Raw genomic sequence first — 14,507 nt, 5'->3', positions numbered from 1 at the left:
TTTTTCTGCTTAGGCCCAGCGATTGGATAGACGCAACGCGACTATCCAATCTTGGCGCAAGGCGTGGTGTTGGGTCGCCCCCCAACGACAGCCCCCTCACCAACTTAACTCGTGAACGAATCTATACACTATTTTCATATTTCCTCCATTTTTATCCGGTAAATCCCCGCTAAACTAGTAACATATCCAAAAACTGACTTATGCATCTATATTGCAACTGCAGATAACCAGAACATCAAAAGGAATGCTCCGCCATCATGAAAGCTCAATCTAAACGCACCTCCCGGTTACTGATGTTATTGGGGGCAGTGGTGGCGATTATTGTTGCTCTATTGGTTTGGCGTCACTTCAGTGCCACCGCTGAAAGCCGGGCGCCGGGAGCGCAACCCGCCAGCAGCAGCAGCAGCCCCGCGCGGGCCGGCGGGCGACGTAATATGCCACTGTCACCAGTACAGACCGCCACCGCCAGCGAGCAAACTGTGCCGCGCTACCTCAGCGGATTAGGCACCGTGATAGCCGCCAATACTGTCACCGTCACCAGCCGTGTTGATGGTCAGTTAATGGCGATCCACTTTACCGAGGGTCAGCAGGTCAAGGCCGGTGAGCTACTAGCCGAGATCGACCCACGCCCTTATCAGGTGCAACTGACCCAAGCACAGGGGCAGTTGGCCAAAGATCAGGCCACCCTCGATAATGCGCGCCGTGATCTGGCCCGCTACCAGAAATTGGTCAAAACCGGAGTGATTTCACAGCAAGAGCTGGACACCCAAGCGGCCTTGGTGCGCCAGAGTGAGGGCAGCGTGAAGGCCGATCAGGGCGCGATTGATAGTGCTGAACTGCAACTGACCTATAGCCGCATCACCGCGCCAATTTCCGGCAAAGTGGGGCTAAAACAGGTGGATGTCGGCAACTTTATCACCAGTGGCACCGCCACACCGATTGTGGTGATCACCCAGACACATCCGGTTGATGTACTCTTTACTCTGCCGGAGAGTGATATTCCGGCCATTATGCAGGCGCAGAAAAATGCGGCCAAAAATAACAGTACCGTGCCAGTGGAGGCCTGGGATCGCACCAACAAACAGCTGTTGGCGCAGGGCTATCTGCTGAGCATGGATAACCAGATTGATACCACCACCGGCACTATTAAGCTGAAAGCGCGTTTCGCCAATGAAGATGATGCGCTGTTCCCGAATCAGTTTGTCAATGCCCGCATCAAGGTCGATTTGCTGCAAAATGCGGTGGTCGTCCCCACCGCTGCGGTGCAGATGGGCAGCGAAGGTAGCTTTGTCTGGACACTCAATGACGAAAATAGGGTCAGCAAACATCTGGTCACCACCGGCATTCAGGATAGCAAACAGGTAGTAATCAGCTCCGGCCTGAATGCTGGTCAGCGGGTGGTCACTGACGGCATCGACCGCCTGACCGAGGGGGTGCAGGTTGAAGTGGTCACGCCGCGCTCCACCGCGACAGAGCAAAGCGATGCCGCCGCGCCAACAGAACAAACCGGCACCCGCACCGGCAGAAAACATGGCGCTAATGCGCAAGCCGGCCAAACCACTCCGGCGGAGAAGTCCTGATGCAAGTGATGCCCCCAACACCCGGTGGTGGCCCCTCACGGCTGTTTATCCTGCGCCCGGTCGCCACCACCCTGTTTATGGTCGCCATTCTGCTAGCCGGGGTTCTCGGCTACCGCGCCCTGCCGGTCTCCGCCCTGCCGGAGGTGGATTACCCCACCATTCAGGTGGTGACACTCTATCCCGGCGCCAGCCCGGATGTGGTCACCTCCTCTATCACCGCGCCACTGGAGCGCCAGTTTGGTCAGATGTCCGGCCTGAAACAGATGGCGTCGCAAAGCTCTGGCGGCGCGTCAGTTATCACTTTGCAATTCCAGCTCGCCCTGCCGCTCGATGTGGCAGAGCAGGAGGTACAAGCGGCGATTAACTCCGCCACGAATCTGCTGCCAGGTGATCTGCCCTATCCGCCGATTTACAGCAAAGTGAATCCGGCTGATCCGCCAATTATGACACTGGCGGTCACCTCCACGGCGATACCGATGACTCAGGTGGAGGACATGGTGGAGACCCGCATTGCGCAGAAGATTTCGCAAGTCACCGGTGTCGGTCTGGTCACCATCTCGGGTGGCCAGCGCCCTGCGGTGCGGGTGAAGCTAAATGCGCCCGCCGTCGCCGCCCTTGGGCTGGATAGCGAAACCATCCGCACCGCCATCAGCAATGCCAATGTCAACTCCGCCAAAGGAAGTCTGGATGGGCCAACCCGCTCGGTGACTCTGTCGGCCAATGATCAGATGAAATCCGCCGAGGATTATCGTGATCTGGTCATCGCCTACCAAAATGGCGCGCCAATCCGCTTGCGGGATGTCGCCACCATTGAGCAGGGGGCGGAGAATAACAAGCTGGCCGCCTGGGCCAATAACCAGCAGGCGATTGTGCTGAATATCCAGCGCCAGCCGGGGGTTAACGTGATAGCCACCGCCGACAGTATCCGCCAGATGCTGCCGGAGCTGATTAAGAGTCTGCCCAAGTCGGTGGAGGTCAACATCCTGACCGACCGCACCACCACCATCCGCGCCTCGGTCAGTGACGTGCAGTTTGAGTTGCTGCTGTCGATTGCCCTGGTGGTGATGGTTATCTACCTGTTCCTGCGCAATGCCGCCGCCACTGTGATCCCCAGTATCGCGGTGCCGCTGTCACTGATCGGCACCTTTGCGGCGATGTATTTCCTCGGTTTTTCCATCAATAATTTGACCCTGATGGCGCTAACCATCGCCACCGGTTTTGTGGTGGATGACGCCATTGTGGTGATTGAGAATATCTCGCGCTATATCGAAAAGGGCGAGAAACCGCTGGATGCGGCGCTAAAAGGGGCGGGAGAGATTGGTTTCACCATTATCTCACTGACCTTCTCATTGATTGCGGTGTTGATTCCGCTGCTGTTTATGGGCGATATCGTCGGCCGGCTGTTCCGCGAGTTTGCCGTCACCCTGGCGGTGGCGATCCTGATTTCAGCGGTGGTCTCCCTGACCCTTACCCCAATGATGTGCGCGCGGATGCTCAGTTATGAGTCACTGCGCAAGCAAAATAGGCTGTCACGCGCTAGTGAGAAATTCTTCGATTGGGTGATCGCCCATTATGCCGTGGCGCTAAAAAAAGTGCTGAAGCATCAATGGATAACCTTGGGTGTTGCCGTGAGCACTCTGCTGCTGACGGTGCTGCTTTATTTGCTGATGCCCAAAGGCTTTTTCCCCTTGCAGGACAATGGGCTGATTCAGGGCACACTAGAAGCGCCGCAATCGGTGTCATTTAGCAATATGGCTGAGCGCCAGCAGCAGGTGGCGGCTATCATCCTCAAAGATCCGGCGGTGGAGAGTCTGACCTCATTTGTCGGTGTCGATGGCACCAATGCCACCCTCAACAGTGGCCGATTGCAGATTAACCTTAAGCCACTGGCTGAGCGCGCCGACCGCATCCCGCAGGTGATAGCCCGCTTGCAGCAGAGTGTCGCCAGCATTCCGGGCATCAAACTCTATTTACAGCCAGTGCAAGATTTAACCATCGATACCCAACTGAGCCGCACGCAGTATCAGTTCACGCTACAGGCCACCTCGCTCGAAGAGCTGAGCACCTGGGTGCCGAAGCTGATTAGCGAGTTGCAGCAGCAAGCGCCCTTCCAGGATGTGACCAGCGACTGGCAGGATCAGGGGCTAGTGGCCTTTGTCAATGTGGACCGAGACAGCGCCAGCCGTTTGGGGATCACCATGGCCGCCATCGACAATGCGCTGTATAACGCCTTTGGTCAGCGCTTGATCTCCACCATCTATACCCAGGCCAATCAGTATCGGGTGGTGCTGGAGCATGACGTGCAAGCCGCGCCGGGGCTGGCGGCTTTCAATGATATCCGCCTGACCGGCAGTGACGGCAAAGGGGTGCCGCTAAGCAGTATTGCCACCATTGAGGAGCGCTTTGGGCCGCTGTCGATCAACCATTTGAATCAGTTCCCGTCAGCCACCATCTCCTTCAATCTGGCCCAGGGCTACTCCCTTGGCGAGGCGGTGGCCGCGGTGACGCAAGCTGAGCAGGCCATTCAGCTGCCCGCCGATATCACCACCCGCTTCCAAGGCTCGACGCTGGCATTTCAGGCCGCCCTCGGCAGCACCTTGTGGCTGATTATCGCCGCCATTGTGGCGATGTATATCGTGCTCGGTGTGTTGTACGAAAGTTTTATTCACCCGGTGACTATCTTATCCACCCTGCCGACCGCTGGGGTCGGGGCGTTGCTGGCGCTGATGTTGACCGGCCATGAGCTGGATGTGATCGCCATCATCGGAATAATTCTGCTGATCGGCATCGTCAAAAAGAATGCGATCATGATGATCGACTTTGCGCTCGCCGCCGAGCGGGATCAGGGCATGACCCCTTATGATGCTATCTATCAGGCCTGTTTGCTGCGTTTCCGCCCCATTCTGATGACCACACTGGCCGCGCTGTTCGGTGCCTTGCCCCTGATGCTCAGTACCGGGGCCGGGGCCGAATTGCGCCAGCCGCTGGGGGTCTGTATGGTCGGCGGGTTGATTGTCAGCCAAATATTGACCCTGTTTACCACCCCGGTTATCTATCTGCTGTTCGATAGAGTGGCGCGCAATACCCATCATCACGAAGATATGGATTCAGCTACATTACCCGATGGGCGGGAGCTGCCGTGAAATTCTTTGCTCTGTTCATCCAGCGCCCGGTGGCGACCACCCTGCTGACACTGGCTATCACCCTGAGTGGCATTATCGGTTTTAGTTTACTGCCGGTATCGCCGCTGCCGCAGGTCGATTATCCGGTGATTATGGTCAGTGCCTCGATGCCCGGAGCTGATCCGGAAACCATGGCGTCATCCATCGCCACGCCGCTGGAGCGCGCTCTGGGAAGAATTTCCGGAGTCAATGAGATGACCTCGACCAGTTCACTGGGCAGCACGCGGATCATTTTACAATTTGATCTCAACCGCGATATTAATGGCGCTGCCCGCGATGTGCAGGCGGCGCTGAATGCCGCGCAAAGCTTGCTGCCGACCGGCATGCCGAACCGCCCGACCTACTACAAGATGAACCCGTCGGATGCCCCCATCATGATCATGACGCTGACCTCAGACACCTTCACTCAGGGCCAGCTGTATGACTTCGCCTCTACCAAACTGGCGCAGAAAATCGCCCAGACTGAGGGCGTCAGTGATGTGAGTGTCGGTGGTAGCTCGCTGCCTGCGGTGCGGGTGGAGCTGAACCCTAGCGCACTATTTAATCAGGGGGTCTCACTTGATGCGGTGCGCCAGGCCATCACTGCCGCCAATGTGCGCCGCCCGCAAGGCTCTGTCGATAGCCACGAGCAGCACTGGCAAGTTCAGGCCAATGATGAGATCAAAACCGCCGAGGGTTATCGCCCACTAATCATTCATTACAATAATGGGTCGCCAGTGCGATTGCAGGATGTCGCCAACGTGGTGGACTCAGTTCAGGATGTGCGCAACGCCGGGATGTCCGATGGCAAATCGGCGGTGCTGCTGGTGATCAGCCGCGAACCGGGGGCGAATATTATCGCCACGGTAGACCGGATCCGCGCGGAGCTACCCGCCCTGCGTGCCTCGATCCCGGCCTCAATTGAGTTAAAAATTGCGCAAGATCGCTCGCCAACTATCCGCGCCTCACTAGAGGAGGTGGAGCGCTCACTGATCATCGCGGTGGCGCTGGTAATTCTGGTGGTGTTCCTGTTTCTGCGATCAGGACGCGCCACACTGATCCCCGCGGTTGCCGTGCCGGTCTCACTGATCGGAACCTTTACCGCCATGTATCTGTGCGGTTTTAGTCTCAATAACCTGTCACTGATGGCGCTGACCATCGCCACCGGCTTTGTGGTCGATGATGCCATTGTGGTGCTGGAGAATATCTCCCGCCATCTGGAGGCGGGGGTGAAACCGATGGTGGCCGCCCTACGCGGGGTGCGCGAAGTCGGATTTACCGTGCTGTCGATGAGTATCTCACTGGTGGCGGTGTTTATCCCCCTGCTGCTGATGGAGGGGCTGCCGGGCCGACTGTTCCGCGAGTTTGCCATTACGCTGTCAGTGGCGATCGGCATCTCGCTGGTCATCTCCCTGACCCTGACCCCGATGATGTGCGCCCACTTGCTGCGCGCGCAGCCGGCGGGTCAGCAACCCCGGATCCGTGGTTTTGGTAAAGTGCTACTGGCGATTCAGCGGGGTTATGGCCGCTCACTCAACTGGGTGCTGGGCCATACACGCTGGGTGATGGTTGTGCTGCTTTCCACTATTGCGCTGAATGTCTGGCTCTATATCAGCATCCCGAAAACCTTTTTCCCTGAGCAGGATACCGGCCGCATGATGGGCTTTATTCAGGCGGATCAGAGCATCTCTTTCCAGGCGATGCAGCAAAAACTGAAAAATTTCATGAAGATCATCAATGATGATCCGGCGGTCGATAATGTCACCGGTTTTACTGGCGGTTCACGCACCAACAGCGGCTCAATGTTTATCTCGCTCAAACCGCTGAGTGAACGCGGCGAAAGCGCCCAGCAAATTATCACCCGCTTGCGGGCCAAATTAGCCAAAGAGCCGGGCGCCAGTCTGTTTCTGGCCCCGGTGCAAGATATCCGCGTTGGCGGGCGGCAAGCCAATGCCAGCTACCAATTTACCCTGCTGGCCGACGATCTGACCGCACTGCGTGAGTGGGAACCCAAAGTGCGGGCCGCGCTGGCGAAGCTGCCGGAGCTGGCGGATGTTAGCTCCGACCAGCAAGATAAAGGCGCTGAGATTGCGCTCACTTATGACCGTGAAACTATGGCGCGGCTGGGGATTGATGTCTCCGATGCTAATGCCCTGCTGAACAATGCCTTTGGTCAGCGGCAGATCTCCACCATTTATCAGCCGTTAAACCAATACAAAGTGGTGATGGAAGTCGCGCCACAATACACGCAGGATGTGAGTTCGCTGGACAAAATGTTTGTCATTAATAGCAGCGGCCAATCCATTCCGCTCTCCTATTTCGCCAAGTGGCAACCTGCCAATGCGCCACTGGCGGTCAATCATCAGGGACTTTCTGCCGCTTCGACCATCTCGTTTAACTTACCGGAGGGCGGTAGTTTATCTGCGGCGACTGCGGCCGTTGAGCGGGCGATGACCGAACTTGGCGTGCCCGCTAGCGTGCGCGGGACATTTACCGGCACCGCGCAGGTATTCCAGGAGACGCTGAAATCTCAGCTATGGCTGATTATGGCCGCCATCGCCACGGTCTATATCGTGCTCGGCATCCTGTATGAGAGCTATGTTCACCCGCTGACTATCTTGTCAACACTGCCCTCCGCCGGTGTCGGGGCGCTGCTGGCGCTGGAGTTGTTCAATGCGCCCTTTAGCCTTATCGCCCTGATTGGCATTATGTTGTTGATTGGTATCGTGAAAAAGAACGCCATTATGATGGTGGACTTCGCCCTTGATGCACAGCGTAATGGCAATATCAGCGCCCGCGATGCTATTTTCCAGGCCAGTTTGCTGCGTTTCAGGCCAATTCTGATGACCACACTGGCGGCCCTGTTCGGCGCACTGCCACTGGTTCTCGGTAGTGGCGATGGGGCGGAGTTGCGCCAGCCGCTGGGGATCACCATTGTCGGCGGGTTAGTGGTGAGCCAACTGCTCACCCTCTACACCACGCCGGTGGTCTACCTCTACTTTGACCGGCTGCGCAGCCGTTTTAGCAAACAGCCGCTCATGAGGCTGGAGTAGTCTGTCATCTGGCCCACCGCCCCAGCAAACCGATAGAGATAGGTGAAAAATGAGGATCGGCATTACCGGAAAACTGTTTATGGCGATATTTGCCACCTGCATATTAGTGCTGATCACCATGCATTGGGGCGTGAGAGCCAGCTTCGAGCGCGGTTTTATTGATTACATCAAGCAGAGTAATGAGCAGCGGATCAGCATGTTAGGCAATGCGCTGGAGGTGCAGTATCAGCAACATGGCAACTGGGATTTCCTGCGCAATAATGATCAGCTGATTTATCAGATCATGCGCTCATTCGAACAGAGTGGTGATAACAGCCGCAGTATGCCCCCACATGGCTGGCGCGCCCAATTTTGGGTTGTCGATCAGCACAATAATCTGTTGGCCGGGCGCAGTGACCGGGTGCCAAAAGAGGCCAGCCGCCAGGCTATCACCGTGAATAAACAGGTGGTGGGCTGGGTGATGTCGACACCATCGGAAAAACTGACCCGCAATGCCGATATCAACTTTGATCTGCAACAGCGCCGCACCAGTTGGATGATTGTCGGCCTCTCGACCCTACTGGCGGCGGCCGCCACCTGGCTATTATCGCGCGGCATGTTGGCACCGGTAAAACGGTTGGTGGAGGGCACCCATCGGCTAGCCGCCGGTGATTTCAGCACCCGCGTGGCAGTCAGCAGCCGTGATGAGCTAGGCCGTCTGGCACAGGACTTTAACCAGCTCGCCAGTTCGCTGGAGAAAAATGAGCAGATGCGGCGCGATTTCATGGCCGATGTCTCCCATGAATTGCGCACCCCACTGGCGGTATTGCGCGGTGAGCTGGAGGCCCTGCAAGATGGCGTGCGCCAACCGACACCTGAATCCTTGATTTCGCTGCAAGCTGAGGTCGGCATCCTCACCAAGCTGGTCAATGACCTGCATCAATTGTCGCTCTCAGATCACGGCGCACTGGCCTACCGCAAAACCCAGTTGGATGCCGTGCGGCTGCTACAGATTGCCGTTGCCAGCTTCCATGGCCGCTTCCAAAGCAAAAATATCACCGTGATGGCTAATCTGCCGGAGCAGGGGGTTATCTTTGGCGATCCCGACCGCCTGAATCAGCTGTTCCACAATTTGCTGGAGAACAGTTTGCGCTATACCAATGAGGGCGGGCGGCTAGAGATCACCGCACAACTCGATGACGATACCTTAACGCTACACTGGCAGGACAGTAAACCGGGCCTGAGTGACGAACAGTTGCAGCGTATTTTTGAGCGTTTTTATCGCACCGAAAGTTCGCGTAACCGCGCCAGTGGCGGATCGGGGCTGGGCCTGGCAATTTGTCACAATATTGTCGAGGCCCATGGGGGGAAAATCAGCGCGGCACATTCACCTTTAGGGGGGCTGCGGATTACGGTACTATTTCCCCTCTTCCACTCCATAGGGTAACTCATGGTAATGCACGAGCCGCTTCAGTCTGCCAGCCAGTCTGGCTGCGTATTGATTGTTGAAGATGAACCTAAACTCGGCCAATTATTGGTCGATTATCTACAAGCGGCGGGTTACAGCACCCAGTGGATCACCAATGGCGCAGAGGTCGTGGCCGCCGTGCGCCAGGCCCCACCGGCGATGATATTGCTGGATTTAATGCTACCGGGCAGCGATGGCATCACCATTTGCCGGGAAATTCGCCGTTTCTCCGATGTGCCCATCATGATGGTCACGGCAAAAACCGAGGAGATCGACCGCTTACTGGGGCTGGAGATCGGTGCTGATGACTATATCTGCAAACCCTATAGCCCACGGGAGGTGGTGGCGCGGGTTAAAACCATTCTGCGCCGCTGCCAACAACAGCGCGAACAGCCAAGTGAGAGTGCGCCGCTGCTGATTGATGAGTCGCGCTTTCAGGCCAGTTATCAGGGTCACTTACTGGAGCTGACGCCGGCAGAGTTTCGCCTGCTGAAAATACTGGCAACACAGCCGGGACATGTGTTTAGCCGCGAACAGCTGCTCAATAATCTCTATGACGACTATCGTGTGGTGACTGACCGCACTATCGACAGTCATATCAAAAATCTGCGGCGCAAGCTGGAGGCGCTCGATGGCGAGAAGCCTTTTATCCGCGCGGTTTATGGCATGGGGTATCGTTGGGAAGCAGAGATCTGTCGTTTACTGTAATTTCATCGCGACAGAAGATCTATTAATGTTGGTGGTGCATGGCGCATTGACCTCACTTTCGGTCAACGTTGACTACACTCAGTAGAGTTATCACAACCAACAGGAGAAACACTATGGCCATGGGTCACTATGAGATTAAAAAGGCAAAGAATGGGCAATACCATTTCAATCTGAAAGCCAGCAATGGTGAAATTATTCTCTCCAGTGAGATGTATGCCAGTAAAGCCTCCGCAGAGAACGGCATCGCATCAGTACAGAGTAACTCGCCACTAGAGAGCCAGTACGAGTCTAAACGTAATGTCAAAAACGAGCCCTATTTCGTTTTGAAAGCGAAGAACCATCAAGTTATTGGTGTCAGCGAAGCCTACAGTTCCGAAGCTGCCGCTAAAAATGGCATTGCCTCAGTGATGAAAAATGGCCCGACAGCAACAATAAAAGATTTGACGCTGTAACTTTTAACTTTTACCTCTCCCTGCGCGGGCTACCTTACCGCGCATTTTATTGATTTAGCATCAATAATCAGCGATGATTATATTAACCCATCGCCATGTGATTAATTTTAACTATTGAGTTAATTTAACGCTTATAAATTTATCTCCACCATAGAGATCATATATAACCTGCTGCGGCATACTGTCAGCAAAAATATTACTAACAGTGAGTTGATCTAAATCATTTAAACCTTACAAAAATTGTGCAAGGGCTGATTTTCACGATGGGCAAGGTTACAATCCCCGGTTTTTAGCCACCCCTGCGGGCGTGGTTCTGACTTGAACTCAGACTGAGAGCCAACAATATGTCGTCATCAGCACTATCCTCTAATGCACCTTTTACACCGGAACTGCTATCCCCTGCCGGTACACTTAAAAATATGCGCTATGCCTTTGCTTACGGCGCGGATGCGGTTTATGCCGGTCAGCCGCGTTACAGCTTGCGGGTGCGTAATAATGAATTCAATCACGAGAATCTGGCATTAGGTATTGAGGAAGCCCATGCACTTGGCAAACGCTTCTATGTGGTGGTGAATATTGCCCCCCACAACTCCAAACTGAAAACCTTCCTGCGTGATTTGAAACCGGTGATCGATATGGGGCCAGATGCGCTGATTATGTCTGATCCCGGCTTGATTATGCTGGTGCGGGAAGCATTTCCAGCGATGGATATCCATCTGTCAGTGCAAGCTAACGCCGTCAACTGGGCGACCGTCAAATTCTGGCAGCAGATGGGCTTGACCCGGGTGATCCTCTCCCGTGAGTTATCACTGGAAGAGATTGCAGAAATCCGCGCGCAAGTCCCTGACATGGAACTGGAAGTGTTTGTCCACGGCGCACTGTGCATGGCCTATTCAGGTCGCTGCCTGCTCTCCGGCTATATCAATAAGCGCGATCCAAATCAGGGCACCTGCACCAATGCTTGCCGCTGGGAATATAACGTTCAGGAAGGCAAAGAGGACGATATCGGCAATATCGTGCATATTCATCAGCCTATCGCGGTGAAGAGTGTCGAGCCAACTCTGGGTATCGGCGCCCCCACCGACAAAGTGTTTATGCTAGAAGAAGCGCAGCGCCCGGGGGAGTATATGACCGCCTCAGAAGATGAGCACGGCACTTACATCATGAACTCAAAAGACCTGCGGGCTATCCAGCATGTGGAGCGGTTGACCCAATTGGGTGTGCATTCGCTGAAAATTGAGGGCCGAACCAAATCGTTCTACTATTGCGCCCGCACCGCGCAGGTCTATCGCCGCGCCATTGATGATGCTGTCGCGGGTAAACCTTTCGATCCCACACTATTGACCACACTAGAAGGTCTGGCACACCGCGGCTATACCGAGGGCTTCCTACGCCGTCACGTGCATGAAGATCAACAAACTTACGACTACGGTTATTCGGTTTCAGAGCGCCAACAATTTGTCGGTGAGTTTACTGCTGTACGCCGTGATGGCCTGGCTGAAGTGGTGGTCAAAAACAAATTTTCGGTCGGTGACAGTGTTGAGCTGATGACGCCAAACGGCAATATCCAGTTCACCCTTGAGAGCATGCAGGATAAAAAAGGCCAAGCGGCGGATATTGCTCCGGGTAATGGGCATATCATGTATTTGCCTATCCCGGCTGATATTGATGTGGAATATGGCTTACTGATCCGTAATCTGAACGGAACAAATAGCCGTAATCCCCATGAAAAAGCGTAACGTAAAACAATAAAAAATATTGCCATCGCTAAGGTGGCATTTTTAGCAAATATTAGAATTAGATCACATCAATTATAATGGCGGAGGGGTAGTATAGCTCGAGTACAATCAAGAACTAAAAAAGTTTTAAAACAAGACTAGGAACCACCTCCTTGGCTAGCCCAATCTCCCTTGGGCTGGCCTTTTCTTTTTGATGTATATCTGTATGATTAAAAAGGATTTTTCTTGTTTTTTTATTATTAGCAACCCTTGTTAAGCTATTAACTAATAATAAAAAAATCCTGTTGTCATCAATAATCTCACCTCAAATAATAATTATTCCAGTTAGCTTCATATTCTAGTAAAAATAAAATCCCCCCCTATTAAACCTAACAATCATTAATAAATTCAATTATTCTTTAAATAATCTGATATACCCAAATCATTGGTGATGCAGCTAGGCATCAAGGATGAAGGGTATATACTCGCTATTACAGAATTGATCCGGAGCAAGCTATGACCCCAACGCCGTGTGCCCTTCTCGTCTTGAACGGTAAAGAATCAGGTAATCTTGATGTTCGTAATGCCGTCAAAAACCTACGTGAGGAGGGTGTCACAATTCATGTTCGGGTCACCTGGGAGCAAGGTGATGCGAAACGTTATGTCGCAGAAGCCGCGGTTCTGGGTGTTGATGTCGTGATTGCTGGCGGCGGGGATGGCACTCTGAATGAGGTCACGACCGCATTAATGGCAATAGCTGCCGAAAATCGGCCCGATTTAGGTATCCTGCCACTCGGCACCGCCAACGATTTTGCCACCAGCTGCAACATTCCCCTGCAAATAGAGAACGCATTGCAATTAGCGGTTAAAGGCCGCGCCGTGACCATTGATATCGCGCAGGTGAATAGCGAGCACTATTTTATCAATATGGCGACGGGTGGCTTTGGGACTCGAATCACCACTGAAACCCCCGAAAAACTCAAAGCAGTACTGGGCGGAGCTTCCTATTTTATTCATGGCCTGATGCGCATGGATGCGATTAAAGCAGACAGCTGTGAAATCCATGGGCCTGAGTTCAACTGGGCGGGTGATGCATTGGTGATAGGAATAGGTAATGGCAGACAAGCTGGCGGCGGACAGCCTCTCTGTCCTGATGCACTGATTAATGATGGCCTGCTGCAATTGCGGTTATTGACTGCCGAAGAGCTGCTCCCTGCCCTGTTGACCAGTCTATTCAGCGGCGAGAAAAATAAAAATGTGGTTGAGGCCAATCTGACCTGGCTGGAAATTACTGCGCCGCACGACATCATCTTCAATCTGGACGGTGAACCATTGTCAGGCAAACATTTCCGCATTGAAATCGTTCCCAATGCCATCCAGTGCCGCTTACCCCCTAATTGTGAGCTGCTCGGCTAAATATCACTTCGTGGGTTAATCATACTTAACCCATGATTTTATTATCTTTTTAATCTATTTCCACTCCCATTTCGTTCCCACTCCCCCCCATGCTGGCAAAGCTTCAGTCACTGTTAGCGTATTCAATTCACACCAAAATCTTTCATTTCAATCCGATTTTCTTTTACTTTTAATCTTCAGCTTGAAAGATTTATCTTTCAAAGTGTGATCTATATGCGATAAATAGATCTGAAAAATGCTTATGGTAGTACCCATGGCGATAGACAAGATACTGAGGTTCACTCTAACACCCCAGCATTTTGAAACCATTTTAATATGTGGTCTTTAAAATTTCTTTTCATAACAAAACCTTATAACAAAGGTTTATAAAAACAGCCATAACGTCGATTACAGGAGAAAAAGAATGATTGAACTTATAACCCATGGAGCCGAGTGGTTTATCGGACTCTTCCAAAAAGGGGGAGAAGTTTTTGTTGGCATGGTCACCGGGATCTTACCTTTATTAATCAGTTTATTAGTTATCATGAATGCCCTGATCAAGTTTGTTGGTCAGGATAGAATCGAACGATTGGCACAACGTTGCGCGGGCAACCCCGTTTCCCGCTATCTGCTGCTGCCACTGATCGGGACCTTTGTATTCTGTAACCCGATGACCTTGAGTCTCGGACGTTTTATGCCAGAAAAATATAAACCAAGTTATTACGCAGCTGCCTCTTACAGCTGTCACTCAATGAATGGTTTGTTCCCACACATCAACCCAGGTGAGTTGTTCGTCTTCTTAGGCATCGCTAGTGGTTTAACCACACTGGGCTTGCCACTAGGCCCACTTGCAGTGAGTTACTTCCTGGTTGGCTTGTTCACCAACTTCTTCCGTGGCTGGGTGACTGATCTGACGACCTCCATTTTCGAACGCAAAATGGGTATCCGTCTGGACCGTAACGTACAACTTTAATATGTAAATTAAATACATAC

9 protein-coding genes are annotated in these 14,507 nt (G+C 53.3%); all 9 read left to right on the top strand.

The annotated features are described in order from the left end of the window. Positions 1-257: 257 nt before the first annotated feature. The 9 genes from FFE93_RS05895 to FFE93_RS05855 all read left to right on the top strand — a co-directional run bounded on the left by FFE93_RS05895 (position 258) and on the right by FFE93_RS05855 (position 14,487). Positions 258-1,580 carry an MdtA/MuxA family multidrug efflux RND transporter periplasmic adaptor subunit gene (locus tag FFE93_RS05895; protein WP_138774904.1) on the top strand — a complete coding sequence of 441 codons (1,323 nt, stop codon included), beginning with the start codon at positions 258-260 and terminating at the stop codon, positions 1,578-1,580. Continuing rightward, positions 1,580-4,723, top strand: a complete 3,144-nt coding sequence (locus FFE93_RS05890; RefSeq protein WP_054872366.1) for an MdtB/MuxB family multidrug efflux RND transporter permease subunit — start codon at positions 1,580-1,582, stop codon at positions 4,721-4,723. The genes FFE93_RS05895 and FFE93_RS05890 overlap by 1 nt, the downstream gene beginning before the upstream one ends. Beyond that, positions 4,720-7,794, top strand: a complete 3,075-nt coding sequence (gene mdtC, locus FFE93_RS05885) for a multidrug efflux RND transporter permease subunit MdtC (protein ID WP_138774903.1) — start codon at positions 4,720-4,722, stop codon at positions 7,792-7,794. Before FFE93_RS05890 ends, mdtC begins: the two co-directional genes overlap by 4 nt. 49 nt (positions 7,795-7,843) lie before the next feature. Continuing rightward, a complete protein-coding gene (baeS, locus tag FFE93_RS05880) occupies positions 7,844-9,220 on the top strand; it encodes a two-component system sensor histidine kinase BaeS (RefSeq protein ID WP_005273227.1) in 1,377 nt (458 codons plus the stop codon). 9 nt (positions 9,221-9,229) lie between these two features. Further along, a complete protein-coding gene (gene baeR, locus FFE93_RS05875) occupies positions 9,230-9,949 on the top strand; it encodes a two-component system response regulator BaeR (RefSeq protein ID WP_005273226.1) in 720 nt (239 codons plus the stop codon). A gap of 113 nt (positions 9,950-10,062) precedes the next feature. After that, the gene (locus FFE93_RS05870; protein WP_005273223.1) at positions 10,063-10,401 is read left to right on the top strand and encodes a YegP family protein; all 339 of its coding nucleotides are present in this window, start codon (positions 10,063-10,065) and stop codon (positions 10,399-10,401) included. Between the two features lie 419 nt (positions 10,402-10,820). Beyond that, the gene (yegQ, locus tag FFE93_RS05865; protein ID WP_409994336.1) at positions 10,821-12,140 is read left to right on the top strand and encodes a tRNA 5-hydroxyuridine modification protein YegQ; all 1,320 of its coding nucleotides are present in this window, start codon (positions 10,821-10,823) and stop codon (positions 12,138-12,140) included. 495 nt (positions 12,141-12,635) lie between these two features. Further along, on the top strand, positions 12,636-13,535 hold the full coding sequence (gene yegS / locus FFE93_RS05860) for a lipid kinase YegS (RefSeq protein WP_032897454.1): 900 nt from the start codon (positions 12,636-12,638) through the stop codon (positions 13,533-13,535). A gap of 403 nt (positions 13,536-13,938) precedes the next feature. Further along, positions 13,939-14,487 carry a PTS glucitol/sorbitol transporter subunit IIC gene (locus FFE93_RS05855; protein WP_004877312.1) on the top strand — a complete coding sequence of 183 codons (549 nt, stop codon included), beginning with the start codon at positions 13,939-13,941 and terminating at the stop codon, positions 14,485-14,487. Positions 14,488-14,507: the final 20 nt, after the last annotated feature.

It is taken from the genome of Yersinia sp. KBS0713 (assembly GCF_005937895.2).
Classification (GTDB): domain Bacteria; phylum Pseudomonadota; class Gammaproteobacteria; order Enterobacterales; family Enterobacteriaceae; genus Yersinia; species Yersinia bercovieri.
This window is presented reverse-complemented; position numbering and strand designations above follow the sequence as displayed.

Excerpts from the sequence above, each read along its gene's own strand:
- FFE93_RS05895 (WP_138774904.1), top strand. The coding sequence starts at position 258 with ATGAAAGCTCAATCTAAACGCACCTCCCGGTTACTGATGTTATTGGGG.
- yegQ (WP_409994336.1), top strand. The coding sequence starts at position 10,821 with ATGCGCTATGCCTTTGCTTACGGCGCGGATGCGGTTTATGCCGGTCAG.
- yegS (WP_032897454.1), top strand. The coding sequence starts at position 12,636 with ATGACCCCAACGCCGTGTGCCCTTCTCGTCTTGAACGGTAAAGAATCA.
- FFE93_RS05870 (WP_005273223.1), top strand. The coding sequence starts at position 10,063 with ATGGCCATGGGTCACTATGAGATTAAAAAGGCAAAGAATGGGCAATAC.
- baeR (WP_005273226.1), top strand. The coding sequence starts at position 9,230 with ATGCACGAGCCGCTTCAGTCTGCCAGCCAGTCTGGCTGCGTATTGATT.
- FFE93_RS05890 (WP_054872366.1), top strand. The coding sequence starts at position 1,580 with ATGCAAGTGATGCCCCCAACACCCGGTGGTGGCCCCTCACGGCTGTTT.
- FFE93_RS05855 (WP_004877312.1), top strand. The coding sequence starts at position 13,939 with ATGATTGAACTTATAACCCATGGAGCCGAGTGGTTTATCGGACTCTTC.
- baeS (WP_005273227.1), top strand. The coding sequence starts at position 7,844 with ATGAGGATCGGCATTACCGGAAAACTGTTTATGGCGATATTTGCCACC.